This window comes from Cyanobium sp. A1C-AMD (assembly GCF_024346495.1).
GTDB lineage: Bacteria > Cyanobacteriota > Cyanobacteriia > PCC-6307 > Cyanobiaceae > Cyanobium_A > Cyanobium_A usitatum.
The window spans coordinates 1-18,951 of the sequence record NZ_JAGQDB010000047.1 but is presented as its reverse complement, the minus strand read 5'-3'; the positions used below and the strand labels follow the sequence as shown (position 1 = coordinate 18,951).

At 65.5% G+C, this 18,951-nt stretch carries 25 protein-coding genes and 1 tRNA gene; 14 read left to right on the top strand and 12 right to left on the bottom strand.

All coding sequences use genetic code 11. The features are described 5' to 3' along the window. Positions 1–368 (bottom strand): prepilin-type N-terminal cleavage/methylation domain-containing protein (locus tag KBY74_RS09035; protein ID WP_254942403.1); only part of this gene is annotated, 368 nt, incomplete at its 3' end. A gap of 105 nt (positions 369–473) precedes the next feature. On the opposite strand from KBY74_RS09035, the gene KBY74_RS09030 reads away from it, so the two are divergent. Continuing rightward, complete coding sequence (locus KBY74_RS09030; RefSeq protein ID WP_254942402.1) at positions 474–1,826, top strand: sensor histidine kinase KdpD; 1,353 nt, start codon at positions 474–476, stop codon at positions 1,824–1,826. Here the strand turns inward: KBY74_RS09030 and KBY74_RS09025 are convergent. The 5 genes from KBY74_RS09025 to KBY74_RS09005 form a co-directional block, all read right to left on the bottom strand. Beyond that, positions 1,795–2,493, bottom strand: a complete 699-nt coding sequence (locus KBY74_RS09025; RefSeq protein ID WP_254942401.1) for a response regulator transcription factor — start codon at positions 2,491–2,493, stop codon at positions 1,795–1,797. The two genes, KBY74_RS09030 and KBY74_RS09025, sit on opposite strands and share 32 nt — an antisense overlap. A 119-nt stretch (positions 2,494–2,612) precedes the next feature. Then, positions 2,613–3,068, bottom strand: coding sequence for a TA system VapC family ribonuclease toxin (locus tag KBY74_RS09020; protein WP_254942400.1), 456 nt, complete (start codon positions 3,066–3,068; stop codon positions 2,613–2,615). Further along, positions 3,065–3,334 (bottom strand): CopG family transcriptional regulator, encoded by a 270-nt coding sequence (locus KBY74_RS09015; protein WP_315859050.1) that lies wholly within the window; start codon positions 3,332–3,334, stop codon positions 3,065–3,067. Before KBY74_RS09015 ends, KBY74_RS09020 begins: the two co-directional genes overlap by 4 nt. Positions 3,335–3,364: 30 nt before the next feature. Next, a complete protein-coding gene (locus KBY74_RS09010; RefSeq protein WP_254942399.1) occupies positions 3,365–3,700 on the bottom strand; it encodes a type II toxin-antitoxin system PemK/MazF family toxin in 336 nt (111 codons plus the stop codon). Further along, entirely contained in the window at positions 3,697–3,921 is a 225-nt protein-coding gene (locus KBY74_RS09005; RefSeq protein WP_254935848.1) for an AbrB/MazE/SpoVT family DNA-binding domain-containing protein, read from the bottom strand. Before KBY74_RS09005 ends, KBY74_RS09010 begins: the two co-directional genes overlap by 4 nt. A 116-nt stretch (positions 3,922–4,037) precedes the next feature. Here KBY74_RS09005 and KBY74_RS09000 point away from each other — a divergent pair, with 116 nt between their 5' ends. From KBY74_RS09000 to KBY74_RS08990, 3 genes are read left to right on the top strand one after another with little or no spacing between them, the layout of a single operon-like run. Beyond that, positions 4,038–4,379, top strand: coding sequence for a hypothetical protein (locus tag KBY74_RS09000; protein ID WP_254942398.1), 342 nt, complete (start codon positions 4,038–4,040; stop codon positions 4,377–4,379). Further along, complete coding sequence (locus KBY74_RS08995; RefSeq protein WP_254942397.1) at positions 4,360–4,815, top strand: TA system VapC family ribonuclease toxin; 456 nt, start codon at positions 4,360–4,362, stop codon at positions 4,813–4,815. Before KBY74_RS09000 ends, KBY74_RS08995 begins: the two co-directional genes overlap by 20 nt. 17 nt (positions 4,816–4,832) lie before the next feature. Further along, positions 4,833–5,696: an ABC transporter permease gene (locus tag KBY74_RS08990; RefSeq protein WP_254932458.1), complete on the top strand. Its 864-nt coding sequence runs from the start codon at positions 4,833–4,835 to the stop codon at positions 5,694–5,696. Positions 5,697–5,736: 40 nt separating this feature from the next. Here KBY74_RS08990 and KBY74_RS08985 read toward each other — a convergent pair whose 3' ends face one another. After that, the gene (locus tag KBY74_RS08985; protein WP_254942396.1) at positions 5,737–6,876 is read right to left on the bottom strand and encodes an ATP-binding protein; all 1,140 of its coding nucleotides are present in this window, start codon (positions 6,874–6,876) and stop codon (positions 5,737–5,739) included. Between the two features lie 24 nt (positions 6,877–6,900). Next, complete coding sequence (locus tag KBY74_RS08980; protein WP_254942395.1) at positions 6,901–7,341, bottom strand: DUF6165 family protein; 441 nt, start codon at positions 7,339–7,341, stop codon at positions 6,901–6,903. A 54-nt stretch (positions 7,342–7,395) separates the two neighbouring features. Here KBY74_RS08980 and KBY74_RS08975 point away from each other — a divergent pair, with 54 nt between their 5' ends. After that, positions 7,396–7,608 (top strand): hypothetical protein, encoded by a 213-nt coding sequence (locus KBY74_RS08975; RefSeq protein WP_254935852.1) that lies wholly within the window; start codon positions 7,396–7,398, stop codon positions 7,606–7,608. A gap of 7 nt (positions 7,609–7,615) precedes the next feature. On the opposite strand, the gene KBY74_RS08970 is transcribed toward KBY74_RS08975, so the two are convergent. Then, the gene (locus tag KBY74_RS08970; protein ID WP_254942394.1) at positions 7,616–8,311 is read right to left on the bottom strand and encodes a TrmH family RNA methyltransferase; all 696 of its coding nucleotides are present in this window, start codon (positions 8,309–8,311) and stop codon (positions 7,616–7,618) included. Between the two features lie 195 nt (positions 8,312–8,506). On the opposite strand from KBY74_RS08970, the gene KBY74_RS08965 reads away from it, so the two are divergent. After that, the gene (locus KBY74_RS08965; RefSeq protein ID WP_254942393.1) at positions 8,507–8,869 is read left to right on the top strand and encodes an MGMT family protein; all 363 of its coding nucleotides are present in this window, start codon (positions 8,507–8,509) and stop codon (positions 8,867–8,869) included. A 65-nt stretch (positions 8,870–8,934) separates the two neighbouring features. Next, complete coding sequence (locus KBY74_RS08960; protein WP_396123169.1) at positions 8,935–10,308, top strand: 16S rRNA (cytosine(967)-C(5))-methyltransferase; 1,374 nt, start codon at positions 8,935–8,937, stop codon at positions 10,306–10,308. Here KBY74_RS08960 and KBY74_RS08955 read toward each other — a convergent pair. The 3 genes from KBY74_RS08955 to KBY74_RS08945 are packed head-to-tail and all read right to left on the bottom strand — an operon-like array spanning position 10,305 to position 13,628. After that, positions 10,305–12,419 carry a transglycosylase domain-containing protein gene (locus KBY74_RS08955; RefSeq protein ID WP_396123168.1) on the bottom strand — a complete coding sequence of 705 codons (2,115 nt, stop codon included), beginning with the start codon at positions 12,417–12,419 and terminating at the stop codon, positions 10,305–10,307. The two genes, KBY74_RS08960 and KBY74_RS08955, sit on opposite strands and share 4 nt — an antisense overlap. Position 12,420: 1 nt before the next feature. Beyond that, on the bottom strand, positions 12,421–13,401 hold the full coding sequence (chlG, locus tag KBY74_RS08950; RefSeq protein WP_254942392.1) for a chlorophyll synthase ChlG: 981 nt from the start codon (positions 13,399–13,401) through the stop codon (positions 12,421–12,423). Between the two features lie 11 nt (positions 13,402–13,412). After that, positions 13,413–13,628, bottom strand: a complete 216-nt coding sequence (locus KBY74_RS08945; RefSeq protein ID WP_254942391.1) for a DUF2862 domain-containing protein — start codon at positions 13,626–13,628, stop codon at positions 13,413–13,415. 57 nt (positions 13,629–13,685) lie between these two features. On the opposite strand from KBY74_RS08945, the gene hisF reads away from it, so the two are divergent. From hisF to KBY74_RS08910, 7 genes are all read left to right on the top strand, one after another. Then, positions 13,686–14,471, top strand: coding sequence for an imidazole glycerol phosphate synthase subunit HisF (gene hisF / locus KBY74_RS08940; RefSeq protein ID WP_254942390.1), 786 nt, complete (start codon positions 13,686–13,688; stop codon positions 14,469–14,471). A gap of 45 nt (positions 14,472–14,516) precedes the next feature. Further along, positions 14,517–14,801: a hypothetical protein gene (locus KBY74_RS08935; protein WP_254942389.1), complete on the top strand. Its 285-nt coding sequence runs from the start codon at positions 14,517–14,519 to the stop codon at positions 14,799–14,801. Beyond that, a complete protein-coding gene (gene ubiE, locus KBY74_RS08930) occupies positions 14,788–15,492 on the top strand; it encodes a bifunctional demethylmenaquinone methyltransferase/2-methoxy-6-polyprenyl-1,4-benzoquinol methylase UbiE (RefSeq protein WP_254942388.1) in 705 nt (234 codons plus the stop codon). Before KBY74_RS08935 ends, ubiE begins: the two co-directional genes overlap by 14 nt. A 45-nt stretch (positions 15,493–15,537) precedes the next feature. Next, complete coding sequence (glyQ, locus tag KBY74_RS08925; protein ID WP_254942387.1) at positions 15,538–16,428, top strand: glycine--tRNA ligase subunit alpha; 891 nt, start codon at positions 15,538–15,540, stop codon at positions 16,426–16,428. After that, on the top strand, positions 16,425–16,619 hold the full coding sequence (locus tag KBY74_RS08920) for a hypothetical protein (protein WP_254942386.1): 195 nt from the start codon (positions 16,425–16,427) through the stop codon (positions 16,617–16,619). The genes glyQ and KBY74_RS08920 overlap by 4 nt, the downstream gene beginning before the upstream one ends. Before the next feature lie 123 nt (positions 16,620–16,742). Further along, positions 16,743–18,686 carry a ComEC/Rec2 family competence protein gene (locus KBY74_RS08915; protein WP_254942385.1) on the top strand — a complete coding sequence of 648 codons (1,944 nt, stop codon included), beginning with the start codon at positions 16,743–16,745 and terminating at the stop codon, positions 18,684–18,686. Between the two features lie 36 nt (positions 18,687–18,722). Continuing rightward, positions 18,723–18,807 (top strand) — tRNA-Ser (locus KBY74_RS08910). Positions 18,808–18,951 lie beyond the last annotated feature (144 nt).

Sequence of the window (18,951 nt, the reverse complement as noted above, 5' to 3'; positions counted from 1 at the left end):
TGTGTGGTAAGGCCGGGAAAATTAGCAGCCAAAGATGTATAGGTTTGCAAGGTCCCGGTTGCGGCACAAGTGGCGGGAGTAATACCAGCTGGTGCAGCGAACAAAAGGTGTTCGGTGTCAATTTGAAGAGCGGCGCATGCTCGTGCTGCGCTCATCACGGTTGAATCGGCTGCCTTTGCTCTGGCTTTTTCTTGTTGGTTCAGAAATGCAGGAATGGCGATGGCCGACAGGATGCCAATGATGATCACAACGATCAGCAGTTCCACCAGCGTGAAGCCGGCCTGAAGTTTGCTGCGTTTCTTAGAACTTTGGAGACGCTGGAACATCGCGCGTTGGGCCAGAAGCTTGGATTGGAGGCTGGAGGTCATGGAAAAGCTCGTTTGGTGGTTACTGGTTTAACTATTGCGCTGTTTTGCGGCTGTGCCAACAGAGGCAAACTGAGCAGAATCTGAGGATTGCCTGAATGGCGTGCCATGCCCCGCTGGACTGTGCGGATTTCGCTCCTGCGGCTTTGGCTACAGAGCACATCGCTGCTCGCGGTGCTGGCCGGCTACAGCCTGCTGCTGCTTTTCAACCAGCAGTTGGCCGGCCTGCACCGCAACGCAGCCCACCGCCAGCTGGCTGAGCAACTCGCCGCTGAGCTCAGTAGCCGGGCCAGCGAACGCCGCCAGCTCCAGCCCCTGCTGGAGGCCGCCCTGCTGCCGGGCTGGCGCCTCCAGCTGCTGCAGCCTTGGGGAAGTCGTGCTTCAGGGCCAATGGCGATGCCTGCGCTGGAGAGCCGTGGCGGCCAGGAGTGGCTGTTGAGCCAGGTGCCGCTGGCTCTCTCCGATGGCAGTCGCGCGCAGCTGTTGGTGGAGCAAAACGTGACTTCTTCAGTGCAGCAGGAGCGCCTGGCCTTCTGGCTGCTGGTGGTGGCGGCCGGGGTTTCCAGTCTGTTCACCAGTGGCCTGTTGCGGCTGGTGTTGCAGCGCGGCCTGGTGCAGCCTCTGCAGGAATTCACCACCCAGCTCTCCGCCACCCAGGCGCCGCCGTTGGCTTCCGACCAGATCCCCGTGGCCGAGCAGCCCGAGGAGCTGCAGCCCATCGCCCTTGCTTTCAACGACCTGCAGCAGCGCCTAACGGTTTCCTGGGAGCGGCAGCGATCGTTTGTAGATGGGGTGGCCCATGAGCTGCGCACGCCGATCACCCTGATCTCTGGCCACGCCCAGCGCCTGCTGCGCCAGCCGGGCTTGGAAGCCAGCGCCCCCTCCCTGCGGCTGATTGAGCAGGAGGCCATGCGCATGGGCAGCCTCGTGAGCAACCTGCTTGATCTGGCCCGCCAGGATTCCGGCCGCCTGCAGTTGCGGCGGCAGCCGATCTTGGCTGATGAGGCCATAGTGCAGGCCTATGAGCGGCTGGTCTTCAGCAGTGGCTGGCGCTTGCACCTAGACACGCCAGCGGCGGAGCTGCCAGTGGCGATGGGGGATCCGGAGCGGCTGCAGGAGTGCCTGGCCGCCCTGATCGAAAATGCTCTCCACTACAGCCCCACGCCGCTGCCGGTCAGCCTTGCTGCCGATCAGCAGGGCAATTCCCTGGTGCTGCATGTGTGTGACCAAGGCCCTGGTGTGGAAGCTGGCGAGCGCGAGGCGATCTTTGAACGTTTCGCCCGCGGCAGCGCCTCCATTAATTCCAGCAACCGCGGCAGTGGCATCGGCCTGGCCGTGGTGCGGCTTTTGATGGAGGCGATGGGTGGCTCGGTGCAGGTGGCTGATGCCCCCGGCGGCGGCGCTGATTTTCAGCTGCACCTGCCCCTGGCTAGGCCTTTGGGGGGCCCTCCTTCAGCATGAAGCCCACGCCGCGGACGGTCTGAATCAGGGTTGGCCGGTCTTCTCGCTCCAGCTTGCGGCGCAGCGCCCGGATATACACATCGAGCACGTTGTCGTCGCCAACCCATTGCTCGCCCCACACCGCGTTGAGGATCTCTTGGCGGCTATGCACCTGATTGGGCTGGCGCAGTAGTAGGTGCAACAGCTCAAATTCCCGGCCGGTGAGGCTGATGCTTTCGGCGCCGCGACTCACCTCCCGGCTGGCTGGGGTGAGCTGCAGATCCGCCAATTGCAGTGTCTCAGGCTCGCTGCTGGCTTTGCTGGCGCTGCGCAGCCGTGCCCGCACTCGGGCCAGCAGCTCCTCGATCGAAAAGGGCTTGGTGAGGTAGTCGTCGGCGCCGGCATCGAGCGCCTCCACTCGTTCGCGCACGTCATCGCGGGCGGTGAGCATCAGCACCGGGGTCTGGTCGTCGCTGCCCCGCAAGCGCCTGCAGATCTCCACACCGCTGAAATCCGGTAGGGTCCAATCCAGCAGCAGCAGGTCCCAGCGGCTCTCCCGCAGCTGCATCAGCGCCTGCTTGCCGCTGCCCGCCTCCGTGCAGGCGTAGCCCTCGATCTCCAGCTCGGTGCGCAGAAAGACCCGCAGCTCCGGGTCGTCGTCGACGATCAGTAGGCGGGCACTGGGCATTGGCAGAGGTTAGGGGGCGCCCAGCTGCTGGTCAGTTCGATCAGGGGCAAGGCCTGCCAATCCTGGGGTTGAGTCCTGCCAATGCTGCGATTGGATCGAACGATTGGCAGGATTGGTGGCTATGAGCCTGCGGTGTCCTTGGCAATCAGTTCGAGGCTGGCCTGCCCGCCTGCCACGGCAACGGTGGTGAGGCGTTGGTCCAGGCTGGCCAGCACCCCTCCCTGTTGCACCGCCAGAGCTAGGAGATAGGTGTCGGTGATCTGGCCCGAGTCCACCAGGGCCCGGGGGGTGACATGGCTAAGGCCCAGCAGGCTCGGGGCGTCTGCCCAGAACCGGTGCTGCGGATGGCCAACCAGCTCCTCCAGGATCCGGCTCACCACCGCCGGCGATCCCGGGGAATTCGGGTAGCGGGGATGTCCCACGATGCGCAGGACTGCGTTCTGGGTGATCACACAACTGGCCCAGGGAGCTTCGCCCCGGCTGGAAAACCAGCGGTGGCAGCTCTCGTGGTGCACATGCCTTGGGTCGATTAAGGCAATCAGCACGTTGGCATCGAGCAGGGCAACAGGGATCACTCCCCGTCCTCCCGCAGGCTGTTGACGAGCTCAAGATCCACGGGGCCTCCGCTGGGTTGCAGGGGCAGCAACGGAAACCCATTGCGCTGCTCCGGCGGCGGGCTGCCGGGATCTGCTGGCCCTGGGGTGGTTAGGGCGCGGCGTAGCAATTCGCTGATCACGTTCCCGATGGGTTGGCGCTGTTCGCGAGCCAGCACCCGTGCTGCTGAGAGCACGTCGTCATCCAGCCGCAGGGTGGTGCGCATCTGGTGTGAGGCATCAATCATCAACCTTAGCCGCGAGCGTCAGCGTCGTTCTCAGTCCACCAGTTGGTGCAGCTGGGCGGCGACCCCATCGCGATCGGGCGGAGCCAGGTGTCCCAGGGTCTTCAGGATCAGGCGTTCATCCAGCGTGAATACCTTGAAGCGCACCAGGCAGGGCTGGGGCAGGCCGGCGGCCTGGTGGTTCTGGATCGTCCAATCCAGGGGCCACGCGGATTGCTTGGCCGACGTCACCATCGCCAGCAGCACGTGGCCTGAGGCGCGCTGGAAGTCGGGTGAAGACAGCACCACCGCCGGGCGCCGCTTCTGGGTGGCGCTATCCGTGAAGGGGAACGGCACCAGAACCAGTGAATGACGTTCAAACGGCTTCATAGCCCTGCGAAGGCTTCCTCATCCGCTGGGCTGCTCCACTCCTGCAGGCTGGCATCGAGGCTTCGTAGGTAGGCCAGGTCGAGCGGAGCAATTGCCCGCACGCGGACCGAGCCATCCTCCAACTCCCAGCTGAGTTGATCCCCTTGCCGGAGCCCCAGGGCTTCACGCACCGCCTTGGGTACGGTCACTTGCCCCTTGGCCGTAAGGGTTGCGACCTCCATCACCCTCTCACCAATGGCCTTGGTATCCCAACCTAGGGCGGAGGTCTCCTTTCGGTAAGGAAGCCTTTCGGCTCGCATGGTCAACTGGGCATTGTCAACTGGGCATGGTTGCTGGCATGCCAGTAAGCTGGCTACGTTGGTTGCTGAGGTGGTCCAACGTGAAAACCACCATCGATCTGCCAGACACGCTGCTGCGTCAGGCCAGGCAGCGCGCCCTGCATGAAGGTCGCCCCTTTAAAGACCTGGTCGCCGAGTTCATTCGCCAGGGATTGAGCCAGGTGGGTGCCAAGCCAGCAACCCGGCCAGGCAGTCCACTTGAGTTGGCGGCCGATGGCCTGCCGGTGTTCCGCCGCGATTCCGCTGTGGCGCCGCAAATTCCCTCGCTGCAGGAGCTTTTGGAGCTTGAGTACACCACCCTGGCGGCGGAGGACCAGCAGCGTGCCGGCTTCCCTGGTTGACACCAACGTGTGGTTGGCCGTCACCTTTGAAGGCCATCCTTGTCATCAGCGCGCTCGCCAGGAGCTCTTGGCTGCCACACCCGCAGACCCATGGCTGTGGTGTCGGGCCACGCAGCAGAGCTTTCTGCGCCTAGCCAGCACGGCTGCCGTGTTCCGCTCGTGCGGTGTGGAACGAGCTACCAATGCCGATGCCATGGCTGCACTGGAGCAGTGGTTAGCGCTTCGGCAGGTGGCGTTTGTGGAGGAGCCGCCCGGGGTAATGGCTCACTGGGTCAGGTTGGCCGCTGTCGATCAGGTGGCCCCCAAGCGCTGGATGGATGCCTATCTGGCTGCCGTGGCAATTGTTGGCGGCTGGCGCTTGATCAGCTTCGATCGTGATTTCCGCAGCTTTCAGCCCCAGGGATTGGATCTGTGGCTGTTGCCTCCCGCCGCCTAGCTGCGTAAGGTCGCGCCATGCTCCTATCGCTGCGCCGCGCCCCCAGCCTCTCGGCCCGCATGGCCCGCTGGGGGTTGGTGATCGTGGTGGCCTACGCCCTGGTGGCCCTGCTCACGCCGCTGCTGGTGCATGCCGGCTGGCTGGCCGATCCCAATTCCGGCTTGCAAAATCCGATCTATGCCCAGCCCTCGCTGAGCCACTGGTGCGGCACCGATCGTTTGGGCCGCGATGTGTGCGTGCGCACCCTTGCCGGCAGTGGCGTGGCCCTGCAGGTGGTGCTGCTGGCCCTGGTGATCGCCCTGCTGATCGGTGTGCCGCTGGGCATGGTGAGCGGCTACCTGGGCGGCTGGGTGGATCGGGTGCTGGTGCTGCTGATGGACACCCTCTACACCCTGCCGGTGCTACTGCTCTCGGTTGTGCTGGCCTTCCTGCTGGGCCGGGGCCTGCCCAATGCCGCCGCCGCCCTTTGCGTCGTCTACATCCCCCAATACTTCCGAGTGGTGCGCAACCAAACCGCCCAGGTGAAGGCCGAGTTGTTTGTGGAGGCGGCCCAGTCGCTTGGCGCCGGCCCGATCTGGATCCTGCGCCGCTACCTGCTGCGCAACGTGATCACCTCGGTGCCGGTGCTGCTCACCCTCAACGCCGCCGATGCCGTGCTGGTGCTCGGTGGCCTCGGCTTTCTTGGCCTGGGCCTGCCCGAAACCATCCCCGAATGGGGTGGCGACCTGCAGCAGGCCCTCACCGCCGTGCCCACAGGCATCTGGTGGACCGCCCTCTACCCGGGCCTGGCCATGTTTGTGCTGGTGCTGGGGCTGTCGTTTTTAGGCGAGGGCCTCGAGACCTGGCTCAGCGGTGGCAGCGCTCAGCGTACTGGATCCTGAAGCCCAGATCTTGAAAGCCCAGAGCAGAAGCCTGGCTCCTTCAGGGGCGCAGCTGCCTAAGCCAGGCTTCCAGCGGTTCACAGCGGATGCCATCGATCAGCAGCGGTTCTGGGCAAAAGGAGAGCAGCAAGCGCTCTGCTTCCGGGTAGTCCTCGCCGAAGGCCCGCAGCGCCTTGAGGTCGCTCCGATCGATGCGCCTGCTGTGTTTCACCTCGATTGCCATAAACAGGTCTGGGCCATACACAACGAAATCCACCTCCAATCCAAATCGGGTGCGCCAGAAGCTGAGTTGGGCCCCTCCTGGCCGCAGCTGGCAGAGCGCCCGCAGGTGCTGTGCCACCAGAGATTCCAGAGCGATGCCGCCAATTTCCTCCGGTGCATCAAGCGGGCCGCGGGGCCTGAGGGAGCGAAAAACTCCGGCATCGAAGCAGAAAAACTTCTGGTGCTGCACCAGCTGCCGCTGGGCACGCCGTTGAAACACCGGTAGTCGAAAGCTGATCAACAGATCCTCAAGAATTCCCAGATAGCTTTCGGCCCTTTTGCGGGGTATCTCGGTTTCCCGGGCCAGGTTTGCCAGGTTTAGTAATGAGCCCTGCGAAAAGCTAATCACCTCTAGAAACCTTGCGAAATCCCCGATCTGACGCACCAGGGCTTCTGCCTGCACCTCTTCCTGCAGATACAGCGAGGCATAGGCCGCCAGGGTTGCCTGGGGATCCACTGCCTGCCACACGAGGGGCACTAGTCCATTGGATTGGGCCCGCATCAGATCAAAATCCTGGCCGAGCTCAGCAGCCATGAAGGGCCCCATGTGCACTGCCACCAGCCGCCCGCCGAGCAGGTTGGCAGCCCCGTGGCGCAGCTTGCGAGCACTCGAACCGGTGAGCACAAAACGCAGATCACGCCGCTGCTCCACCAGGGCATGCACCACATCGAGCAACTGGGGGGCTTTTTGGATTTCGTCGATCACCACCGTGTGCGCTGTCTTGCCAGCGGCAGCGATTAATTCGGCCAGCCGCTCCGGCCGGGCCTGGTAGGCCCTCAGTACATCCGGTGCCAGCAGATCCAGCCGCAGGGCTTCGGGAAACACCTGTGCCAGCCAGGTCGACTTGCCGGTGCCGCGGGGGCCAAAAAGAAAGAAGCTGCCAGGAGGTGGCTGCAAAAATCGCCGCACTGCCGCCATATACGCAGCCAAAATGGAGTTTTGCTAGCCATTTTGCACGGGATCTAGGCGTTTGCTCGCTTGGGTTCCATCGCCGTAGCTGGCGTAAAGCTTCTCCTCCACAATCGCTGAGCCGTGGCGCTCGTTGATGGCGCGTTTCACCGCGGCCCGTTCGTCATTGGTGAAATAAACGGCCCGCGCCAGGGCGACGAAAGCGTTGCCGAAGTCCTGCTTGGCCTCAAGGGCGCGGATGTCGTCTTCGATGGCCCAGAGCTTGGCGTTGATCTGGCGCAGGGTGTCAAACAGGTCTTCTGCCACCGCCAGGCCCGCTGCCTCCAGGCAACCCAGCAGCAGCTGCCGCTCCAGCTCCACGTTCGCCAGCCGCTCGCCGCTGAGCCGAGCGGCCTTGAGCTCCAGGATCGTGATCTTGTCGACCACCTCTCCGATCGAAGCCGGAATCTGCAAGCTGGCTGGGCTAGGGGACACGGCCTGCGAGGTTCACCCCACAATGGAAGCACCCCTTCACCCTTTGGATAGCCAGTGCCCTGGTGGTTGGATCTGCTTCTGCTCTCTGCCGCGGCGGCGCTTTGGTGCAGCGGCAACGCCAATGACGACGACGTTTGGAGCCTGTTCCAGAAGTTTCTCGCTGCCGTTGCCCTGGCGGTGGTGCTGCTCGGCGGCCGCCAGATTTTCCTGGAGCTGCTGGGCCTCGGCTTGGCCCTGTGGCTGCCCAGTGCCCGCAGATATCAGTAGCCGAGCATTAGTAGCGCAGCTTGATCGTACGGGGCAGGGTTTCGCTGATGGCCCCCTCGGCATCAAGGCTTGGATATGGGCGGCCTTCGCGCTGGCACCAGGCCGCCACCTCCGGATAGGCCCACTCAAACAGCAGGTTGTCGTAGCGCCCCGTCGGCACCCCTTCGCCGTGGCTGGGCAGCACCCCGGCCACCTGCCGCTGACGCAGCACCTCAAACAGCAAGGTGGCGCAGGCCACGCTCACATTCAGCGACTGCACCATGCCGTGCATCGGGATCACGATCGGCTGATCTACCAATGCCGCCGCTTCAGCGCTTAATCCCCACTTCTCGGCACCCAGCACCAGGGCGCTGGGGCCGGTGAAGTCGCACTGGCGGTAGTCCACCGCTTCCACCGACAGGTGGGTGCCATAGAGCCGAAAGCCCTGGTCCTTGAGTTGGCGCAGCAGGGCCACGCTGGCGCCGTCGCTATGGCGATGCAGCGGCACCCACTTTTCACTGCCCTTAGAGGTGCAATTGAAGGTGGGCGTGCGGCCCGCCAGGCTCACTACATGGGCCTCCAGCACCCCTACTGCATCGCAGCTGCGCAGGATCGCCGAGAGGTTGTGGGGCTTGTCCACGTGCTCAAGCACCACGGTGAGATCGCCCATGCGGCGATCGAGCACGGCCTTGAGCCGCTCAAAGCGGCGGGGCAGTAGGGGCATGGCGTCGGGCTTAGTTGAGGTGCGGAATCACGGGCATCTCCCGAATGACAAGTCTCCCGAATGCCCAGTCTCCCCAATGACAAGTCAATCGCATGACAAATAGGCCTTCGGCAGTCACTTTTTTGTTTTTAGGCTGGGTTCAACATTCGGTTGCCCAAGCTCAAGCCAGCTTTGCTTCCTCCCGCCCGGCGCTCGATGCAAGCTCCCGCTCCCACCTTTGATCAGCGGGTTTACGCCGTCGTGGCCCAGATCCCTTGCGGAAAGTTGGCCACCTACGGCCAGATCGCTGAGCTGGTTGGGGTGTGGGGCGCCGCCCGCCAGGTGGGCTGGGCCCTGCGGCGGCTGCCGTTGCCGTCGCCCATTCCCTGGCAGCGGGTGGTGAATGCCCGCGGCCAGATCAGCTTCAACCCCAGCCGTGAAGGCAGCGACTGGATCCAGCGTGAGCTGCTGCTCGCTGAAGGCATCCCCGTAGATGCAGCCGGCCAGCTTCCCCTGGCCCAGCACCGTTGGCGGGCTGGAACTGGAGCTGGGGATGGAGATGGTGTGTTTATCAATTAGTTCTCCTTAGCTAACTAGCAAAAAACATCCACCTCCCCAGCCCGTCACACCCCTGCGCGCTAGTTGTGGAGCCTTGCCCTCCGCTGTCCCACTCCCTGGCACTCGCCCCCCCAGCCGAAACTCCCGCGATTGGCCTGGCGCCGCGCCAGCTTGCCTGGCAGGTGTTGCTGGCGGTGGGCGCTGGCGCATACGCCGATGTGGCGCTCGAGCGGGAGCTGCAGCGCCATCCCCTTGAGGGCGCCGACCGGGCCCTAGCCACCGAACTTGCCTACGGCACCATCCGCCAGCGGCGCCTGCTCGATGCCTGGCTCGATGCCCTCGGCAAGGTTCCCGCCGCCCGCCAGCCGCCCAAGTTGCGCTGGCTGCTGCACCTGGGGCTCTACCAGCTGCTGTTCAGCAGCCGGGTGCCGGCCTCTGCGGCGGTGAGCACCACCGTGGAGCTGGCGAAACGGGGCAAACTCGGCCGGCTGGCGCCGGTGGCCAATGGCCTACTAAGGGCTTGCGGGCGCCGGCGCGCGGAGGCCGGGCCTGAGCCCTGGGATGGTTTGGGCCCCCTGCCCAGTGACCCCGCCGCCAGCTATGGCCTGCGCCATTCCCTGCCCGCCTGGCTCGCTGAGATTGCGTTGCAGTGGCCTGACCCCGAGGCCTTCGGTCTGGCCTGCAACCAACCCCCCGCCCTCGACCTGCGCCTCAACCTGCTGCGCACCACCCCCGCTGCTGCTTTGGAGGCCTTCACTGCTGCCGGGATCGAGGCGGCCCCCCTGCCGGATCTGCCCGGGGGTCTTACGCTGCTGGGCCGCAGCGGTGAGTTGCGCGCCCTGCCCGGCTACGCCGAGGGGCACTGGTGCGTGCAAGACCGCTCTGCCCAGGCTGTGGGTCTGCTGCTCGATCCCCAGCCCGGCGAGCGGATCCTCGATGCCTGCGCCGCCCCCGGTGGCAAGAGCACCCATCTCGCTGAGCTGATGGGCAACGAGGGTGAGGTGTGGGCCGTGGATCGCTCCGAGGGGCGCCTGCGCCGGGTGGGCGTCAATGCCGCCCGCCTTGGCCTGCAGTGCATCCACACCCTGGCCGCCGATGCCACCGCCCTGGCGGCTGAGAAGCCTGAGTGGCTCGGCTGGTTTGATCGCATCCTGCTGGATGCCCCCTGTTCGGGCCTCGGCACCCTGGCCCGCCACGCCGATGCCCGCTGGCGGATCAGCCCCGAAACGATCACCGAGTTGGTGCCCCTGCAGCGGGCCCTGCTGGAATCCCTGCTGCCCCTGCTCAAGCCGGGCGGCCAGCTGGTGTATGCCACCTGCACCGTGCATCCGGCTGAAAATGGCCAGCTGCTCGCTCGTTTCCTTGCCGATCACCCTGGCTGGCAGCTGCAGCAGAGCTGGCAGCGCTGGCCAGCCGCCAGTGGTGGCGACGGCTTTTTTGCCGCCCGGCTGCAGTCCTAAGGGGGTGGTGGTGGCGCCACTACCGGGGGTGGCGGGGCTTCCAGCGGTGGTGGTGGGGCGGGCGCCGGGCTAGGGGCAGCAGGGGTGCTCGATGTTTGCGGCTGGGGCGCGGCAGGGCTGGCCGGTACGGCTGGTGTGTAGGGCTGCTCGTTGAGGCTGGGGGTGGGATCAAGCTCCAAAGGCTGGGGCTCCGGCTCACGCCAGCTTTCTGGGCTGGCTGCCGGTTCACGGCGGCGCTCAGCTTGCTTCTTATCGCGCCGGTAGGTGTCCTCTAGCTGCGGCTTGGGCGGAAACTGGCGCACTGGTAGGTCCTTGCTGATCGGCGCCATAAAGGCCCGCCAGGCGTAGGTGGCCACCACGCTGGTGTCCCTGGTGGTGCGGCTGTCGTCGTAGCCCAGCCACACCCCAGTGGTGAGCTGGGGAATCGAGCCGATAAACCACAGGTCGCGGCCCCCCTCTGAGGTGCCCGTTTTGCCGGCCACCGGCCGGTCTGGCAGGGCCGCGCCGCCGCCCGGGCCCGACCGCACCGCCTGCTCCAGCATCCACAGCATCAGGGCAGCAATGTCGCTACTGACGGCCCGGCGCCCTTGATCGCCATCTACCCGGCGGCTCCAAAGCAGCTCGCCATCGGGGCCGAGGATCTCCACAAACGGTGTTGGTTTCACGTAGATACCACCGTTATTGATGGCGGCGTAGGCGGCGGTCATGTCCACCACGGTTTGCTCGGTAGCGCCAAGGGCTAGGGGGTAGAAGCGCCCCAGCTCGCGGGTGATGCCGAGGTTCTTGGCCGTTTCAATCACCTTGTCGAAGCCCAGCTCCTGCAGCAGTCCCACCGCCACCGTGTTGAGCGAGTTCTGCAGCGCCATCACCATCGACACCGAACCGAAGTAGCGGTTGCCGAAATTCTTGGGGCAGTAGCCGGCGAAGCAGCGGGCCGAATCGCGGAATATTCGCTCTGGCAGCATCCCCCGCTGCAGGGCCGTGAGATAGACAAACAACTTGAAGGTGGAGCCGGGCGAGCGCAGGGCCTGGGCTGCCCGATTGAACTGGCTGTCCTTGAAGTCGGTGCCACCCACCATCGCCCGCACCAGGCCGGTGCCGGGCTCCATCGCCACCAGAGCGCCCTGCATGCTGCCGGTGGCATAGGTGTTCACCGCCGACTGCGCCTTCTCCTGCCAGGCCAAATTGACGCTGCTGCGCACTGTCAAACCACCCACCTCGAGCTGCTCGGGGCTGAGCACTTTGGGCAGTTCCTGCTGCACCCAGCCGCTGAAGTAGGGGGCTCGGCTGTCCCAGTATTTGGGTTCAGCTGGTTTGAGTTGCAGCGGTGCCGCTTCAGCCTGCTGTTGCTCACTGACGCTGATGAAGCCCGCCTCCACCATGCGGCGCAGCACCACGGCCCGCCGCTCCAGGGCCAGGTCGGGATTCACAAGAGGCGAATAAACCGAGGGAGCTGGTGGCAGCCCTGCGATCAGGGCGGCTTCCGGGAGGGTTAGCTGGTCGGGGGTTTTTGTGAAATACACCCAGGCCGCGTCGGCAACGCCGTAGGCGCTCGAGCCGAGATAAACAACGTTGAGGTATTCGGTGAGGATCTGCGGTTTGCTGAGCTGGCGCTCGAGCTTGCCGGCCAGGGCGGCCTCCTTGAGCTTGCGAATCAGGGTGCGATCCTGGCTCAGAAATACGGTGCGGGCCAGCTGCTGGGTGATCGTGCTGGCCCCCTCCTCCACCGAGCCCTTGCGCAGGTTGCGCACCATGGCCCGGCCGATCCCCACCGGGTCAATGCCGTCGTGCTGATAGAAGCGCCGGTCTTCCGCGGCGATAAAAGCCTGCTGCACCAACGCCGGCATCGTTTCGGGCGTCAGCTTTTCGCGAGTAACCGGCCCGATCTTGTGCACCACCTGGCCATCGGCCGAGAGGATGGTGAGGGTGCCTGGGCGGTTGAAGTGGTTGATGCCGCGGGCGTCGGGCAGCAGGCTGTCAAAGCCCGCCACTAGCGCCGCCTGGCCGCAGGCAACGCCGCCGCCAATCAGGGCGGCAAGCAGCCCTACTCCCACTAGGTTGGTGCGGCGGGGCTGGGGAGCTTTGCCGGTGGCGGGGCGCTGGCGGTTCACCTCAGCTAACGAGGGAGCTGTGGCCGATTGCCAGGGCGGTCACGAGCATGCCGAGCACCAGAAATGGTTGGGCGCTTGCCTGGTATTTGACATCGAAGGCAACTGGATCACGCAGCAGCCAGATGTCCTGGAAGGTGATCTGGGGAATGATCAGCAGCACCAACAACACCGACGCGAAGTGTTGGCCGATGGCGATCAGCACGGCCACCATCGCCAGCTGAAACACATCGATCATGCCGGCGCTGATCCAGCTGGCTTTCTCGATACCGAAAGCCACCGGCAGGGATTGCAGGCCCATGGCTCGGTCGCCCTCGACGCTCTTGAAGTCGTTGACCACGGCGATGCCTAGGCCGGCTAAGGAGTAGGCCAGGGTGAGCAGGGCGGTGGTCCAGGTGAGCTGGCCAAAAAGTGCCTGGCCTGCCCACCAGGGCAGGGCGATGTAGCTGGCGCCAAGGGCGTAGTTGCCCAGCCAACCGTTTTGCTTGAGCTTCAGCGGTGGAGCTGAATAGATGAAGCTCACAAAGGAGCCGCCCAGGGCAAGCAGCAGCAGCACCGGGGTGGTGTGACCGGCCCAGAGATCAAGGCCGTAGGCCACTCCTAGCCCTGCTAGCAGCAGGATCCAGATCTGGGCCTTCACCTGGCCTAAAGGAATCGCTCCTGAAGGAATTGGCCGGTAAGGCTCGTTGATCGCGTCGATTTCGCGGTCGTAGTAGTCGTTGATCGTTTGGGTGTAGCCGGCCAGCAGGGGCCCGCTCATCAGCATGCAGGCGATCGAGGCGCCCACCTCGCTGATGCTCCAGTGGAAATTGCCTGAGGCGGCAGCACCGCACAGCACACCCCAAATCAGGGGTATCCAGGTGACCGGCTTCATCAGCTGCAGCCGGATTTTCCAGATGCTGCTGGTGCCGCTGGCACCCTTCATGCCGAGCAGCTGACGGGCGCCGCCGCCGCTGGCCGCTTCGGGATTGGGGCTGTTGCTCAACGGCCTAGGCCTCAGGCGAGGGTGAGTTCGTCGTCAAAGAACCAGGCGACTTCACCATCGCTCAGTTCAACCACCACGCCGATGCCCTTGCCATCCACCGTGCGGAAGCCGGTCACGGTGCCGCTGGAGTCTGCCTTTAAGGAATCAACCATCTTGCTCGAGATGCGATCCCGAACCCGGGTGATCCGCACCTTCGAGCCGATGTTGATGGTGGCAGCCTGGGACATGGCCGGCGCGACTGGAAAGTTGCGCAACCTTAACAGTGTCCTACGGAGCTCGAGTCCATGGTTGCCAAGCGGATCATTCCCTGTCTCGACGTGGCCGATGGCCGGGTGGTGAAAGGGGTGAATTTTGTTGGGCTGCGCGATGCCGGTGACCCGGTCGAGCTGGCCTGTCGCTACAGCGCCGCTGGGGCCGATGAGCTGGTTTTCCTCGACATCGCCGCCAGCCATCAGGGCCGCGGCACCCTGGTGGAGTTGGTGCAACGCACCGCTGAGGCGGTCACCATTCCCTTCACCGTGGGCGGTGGCATCAGCAGCGTTGAGGGCATCACCGCCCTGCTGCGCGCCGGCGCCGACAAGGTGAGCCTCAACTCATCAGCCGTGCGCGATCCCGAGCTGGTGGCCCGCGGCGCCGAGCGCTTTGGTTGCCAATGCATCGTGGTGGCGATCGATGCCCGGGCCCGCGCTGGCGGGGGCTGGGATGTGTACGTCAAAGGTGGCCGCGAGAACACGGGCCTCGATGCGGTGGACTGGGCCCGGCAGGTGGTGGCCCTCGGAGCTGGCGAGATCCTGCTCACCTCCATGGATGGTGATGGCACCCAGGCGGGCTACGCCCTGGAGCTCACCCGCGCCGTGGCCGATGCGCTGCAGGTGCCAGTGATCGCCTCCGGCGGTGCCGGCTGCATCGACCACCTCGCTGAGGCCCTCGACCCCGGTCCGGCGGGTGGCCATGCCTCAGCAGCCCTCTTGGCCTCCTTGCTGCACGATGGCATTCTCAGTGTTGAGCAAATCAAGACTGAGCTGCTGCGTCGTGGTTTGCCGATCCGGCCCCTCGCATTGAGTTGTTAAGGCTCGTTACATTGCTTAAAGACCTTCACTTGGTTCGGCCAGCACTTGTTTTCCGCCCTTCCCGTACTGCCCTCTACCGCCTCCACCGCAATTGCTCTCGGCATGGTGGCGGCTGTGGTGACTTTGATTGCTTGGGCGCTGCAGCTGATGCAGGCCGCCAGTGATCGCCGGGAATTTTCGCTGATGCTGGCTGGCTGCATGGTGTGCTCAGCTGCAGTTGGCCTGGCCACCGTGATGGTGCTCACCTTCACCAGCCCCAGCTTGCTGCCTGCTGTGGATGCGGGCATCAGTCTCGATTCGATTGTGTTGCCTTGGGATGGCCAGCTTTAGGCCCGGAGATCCACAGGGGGTTCAGGAGCTTTTCGAGCAGATAGCGCCCCGCTACGACCAGCTCAACGACCTGCTCAGTTTTGGCCTGCATCGCCTCTGGAAACGTCAGGCGATTGCTTGGTTGCAGCCCCAGCCTGGCCAGCATCTTTTAGATCTTTGTTGCGGCACCGGCGATCTGGCCCTAGTGCTGGCTTCCCGGGTGCGGCCGGGTGGAAGCGTGCTCGGCATAGATGCGGCCGCTGCCCCCCTGGCTGTGGCGGCCCGGCGGGCAGCCGCCCAGCCCTGGCTAGTGGTGAGCTGGCAGCAGGGGGATGCCCTGGCCACTGGCTTGGCGAGCGCTAGTTGCGATGGGGCCGTGATCGCCTACGGGCTGCGCAACCTCGCTGATCCAGGGGCAGGCCTGCTGGAGTTGCGGCGGCTGTTGCGCGACGGCGGCCGCGCCGCAGTGCTTGATTTCAATCGCACCTCTGGGGCGGTAGAGAGCTTCCAGAGCTTTTATCTACGCCGGTTGGTGGTGCCCACCGCCGAGCGGTTCGGCATTCCCGAGCACTACGCCTACCTGGAGGAGAGCCTGCAGCGGTTTCCCACCGGCTACGAGCAGCAGCAGCTGGCGCGGCGGGCGGGCTTCAGCGAAGTGAGGCATCGGCCCCTGGCTGGCGGCCTGATGGGTTTGCTGGAGCTGGTGGCCTGAGGGGCTGCCGGTACCGAGAATGGGACCGCGATCCAGCACACCAGCGTGAACTTCCAGGACATCATCAGCACCCTGAACCGCTTCTGGGCCGACCAGGGCTGTCTGATCCTGCAGCCCTACGACACCGAGAAGGGCGCCGGCACGATGAGCCCCCACACGGTGCTGCGGGCGATCGGGCCCGAGCCCTGGGCCGTGGCCTACCCCGAGCCCTGTCGCCGCCCCACCGATGGCCGCTACGGCGACAACCCCAACCGGGCCCAGCACTATTTCCAATATCAGGTGCTGATCAAGCCCAGCCCCGATGGCATCCAGGAGACCTATCTGGCCTCGCTGGAAGCGCTGGGCATCCGCGCCCGGGAGCACGACATTCGCTTTGTTGAAGACAACTGGGAATCGCCGACGCTGGGCGCCTGGGGTGTGGGCTGGGAGGTTTGGCTCGATGGCATGGAGGTCACCCAGTTCACCTATTTCCAGCAGTGCGGCGGCCTCGATTGCCGTCCGGTGTCGATTGAAATCACCTACGGGCTGGAGCGCCTGGCCATGTATCTCCAGGATGTGGAGAGCATCTGGGATCTGAGCTGGGATGGCAATCGCTCCTACGGCGACATCTGGCTGCCGTTTGAGAAGGGCCACTGCGCCTACAACTTCGAAGCCTCCAACCCCGAGCGGCTTCAGCAGCTGTTTGCCATCTATGAGGCGGAGGCGGCAGATCTGGTGGCCAAGCAGCTACCCGCTCCAGCCCTGGATTTCGTGCTCAAGTGCAGCCACACCTTCAACCTGCTGGAGGCCCGCGGCGTGATCTCGGTCACGGAGCGCACCGCCACGATCGGCCGCATCCGCACCCTGGCCCGTCAGGTGGCGGAGGCCTGGCTGGCCGAAAGGGAAGCCCTCGGTTTTCCGCTGCTCGCTGAGGCCAAACGCCCCGTGGCGGCGTGAAGAGGCTGCTGCAGCGCAGCTTGCTGGTGGTGGTGCTGGCCGGCGGCAGCTTCCAGTTGGGGCGCTTAAGTGAGCGGGCAGTGTGGCCCTGTCGCCTGCGCCCGGTGGCCAAGCTGGTGGCACCGCTTTTGGGCCAGGAGATGCCGAGCCGGGAGCTCTGCGAGCTGTTGCTGCAGATTCCTCGCCTCTAACCCAGCCCGCGTGGGAACCCTGGCTGGGTTCATGCGGAGTGGCCAGTGGCCTGTTGTGGGGGTTGGGCGAACACTGACGGCGCAGCCGGGCCGCGCCTTAAGCCGCTTGTGTGGGGCCTGCTTTTGGCCCTGCTGCTGCTGCGGGTGGGCTGGCTGGCGTTCACGCCGCCCCAGCCGGCAGCCGGCGATCCAGTGCTTCAACTCGAGGCAGCCGGTGGCCCACTGGAGCTGACGCTGCGGGGTGTTCTGCTCAGTGATCCAGTGCCCAGCGGTGGTCCGGTGCCCAGCGGCGGTGGTGGGGCCTGCCGGGCCCTGCTGCAGCTGCCCGTGGGCCGCACCGAACTGCGCTTCGGCCAGTGCCCGGAGCTGCAGCAGGGTTGGCGCCTGCAGGTGCAGGGACGCCTGCGGCGCCCCCAGGTGTCGCCCCATCCCCTGCTGGCCGCACCGGCAGAGCGACTGGTGCGCCAGGGAAGCTTCAGCCAGCTGCAGGTGCAGGATTTTGCGGTGCTGCAGCGTGCGGCAACGCCGGTGGCAGACCTGCGCCGCCGCATGGCCCAGGCGCTGGTGCAGCATGCCGGCCCAAACAACGGCAGCGTGCTGGCTGCCCTGGTGCTCGGTAGCGCCGTGGTGCCCGTGCCGGCGGAGCTGCGCGATGCCTTTCGGGCAGCGGGGCTATCCCATGCCCTGGCGGCTTCCGGCTTCCATTTGTCGGTGCTGCTGGGCGTGGTGCTGCCCCTGGGCAAGCGCTTGCCGCGGCTGGGGCGGCTCACTTTGGCGGCGGCGGCGATGGGCCTATTTGTGCTGTTGGCAGGCCCCCAGCCTTCCGTTCTCAGGGCAGTGCTGATGGGGGCCCTGGCCCTGGGGGTGGTGGAGTGCGGCTATCGCGGCAGGCCCTTGGGGATCCTGGCCGCCAGCGCCCTGGTGTTGCTGCTGGCGCGGCCCGACTGGCTGCTCGATGTGGGCTTCCAGCTGAGCGTTGTGGCGACTGCTGCGCTGGTGGTGTCGGCCCGGCCGCTGGAGCTGGGCCTGCGCCGCTGGCTGCCGGGTTGGTTGGCCGTGGCCACGGCGGTGCCGCTGGCGGCCTCGCTCTACACCCTGCCGCTGCAGCTGCTGCACTTCGGCGTGGTGCCCCTCTATGCGGTGCCAGCCAATTTGGTGGTGGCACCCCTGCTCACCCCCCTCACCCTCGGGGCGATGGCCCTGGCCTGCTTGGCGGTGATACTGCCGCCGCTGCTACCGCTGGCCACCGCGCCCGTGGCCTGGCTTACCAGTGTGTTGGTGGCGGTGGTCAAGGTGTTTGCGGCGCTGCCCATGGCCCAGTGGCAATTGGGACGCCCCGCCCCGGGCCTGGTGCTGCTTTTCACTGTGGCGCTGCTGGCGCTGGCCTGGCCTGCCCTGGCCCGGCGCTGGCGCCTGTTGGGTGGTGCCCTGTTTGCGCTGGTGGTGGCGGTGCAGTTCAGCTTGCTCAGCGCCGACCAGTTGTTGCTGGTGCACCAGGGGCGGCTGGATCTGCTGGTGGCGCGGCACCAGGGCCGGGCGGTGCTGGTGAGCAGTTCTGGTGATGGCTTCAGTTGCAGCCAGGCCAGCCAGCTGGCCCGGGGCCTGGGGGTGCAGCGCTACGACTGGGCCCTACTGCTAGATCCGCTGGCGCCCGAGCAGCCGCACTGCTGGCAGGGGCAGGCGGGCCTGGTGATGGCCAGTGCCGATGGAAGCCTGCCGTTTCAGCCTGGTCAAAGGCTCGCTAGCCCTGGGCTGAGCGCCGCACCGGTGGCGATCGAGAGCCGGGCCATCCAGCTGCAGCTGGGCCGTTGGCGTTGGCTGCTGTTGCCCGACCGCCAGGCGCTCTGGGCCTGGCGGCAGCTGGCCGCCGATGGCTCAGAGCCAAGCGTGCTGCGCGGCCGAATTGATGGCGTCTGGCTGGGTTTTACGCCCTACGCCCGCGAGCGCCGCCACCTCAAGGAGCTTGGCGCCAAGCGGCTGTGGCTCAGTGGCGCTATCCCGGCGGGCTTGCCCGCGGCCTGGGCGGCCAGCGGTCCCAGTGGATACCTGCAGGCCGCCCTCGGCTGACCGATCCTTACTATGGATTTGGCCCAGCGGGTCTTTGGAGAGGTGGCTGAGTGGTCGAAAGCGAACGACTCGAAATCGTTTGAAGGGAAACCTTCCGTGGGTTCGAATCCCACCCTCTCCGCTTCTCAAGAGTTTTCAAAGGGTCTGATTCGTCCAGACCCAGGGCTGATTCAAAGTCTCAGCAAGTTGCTGATTTCGGTTGTCGCCCTGCCATCTCAAGCAGTGTCGTGATGTCGTGCATCACCGCCTGCATCCCGCCTCGAAT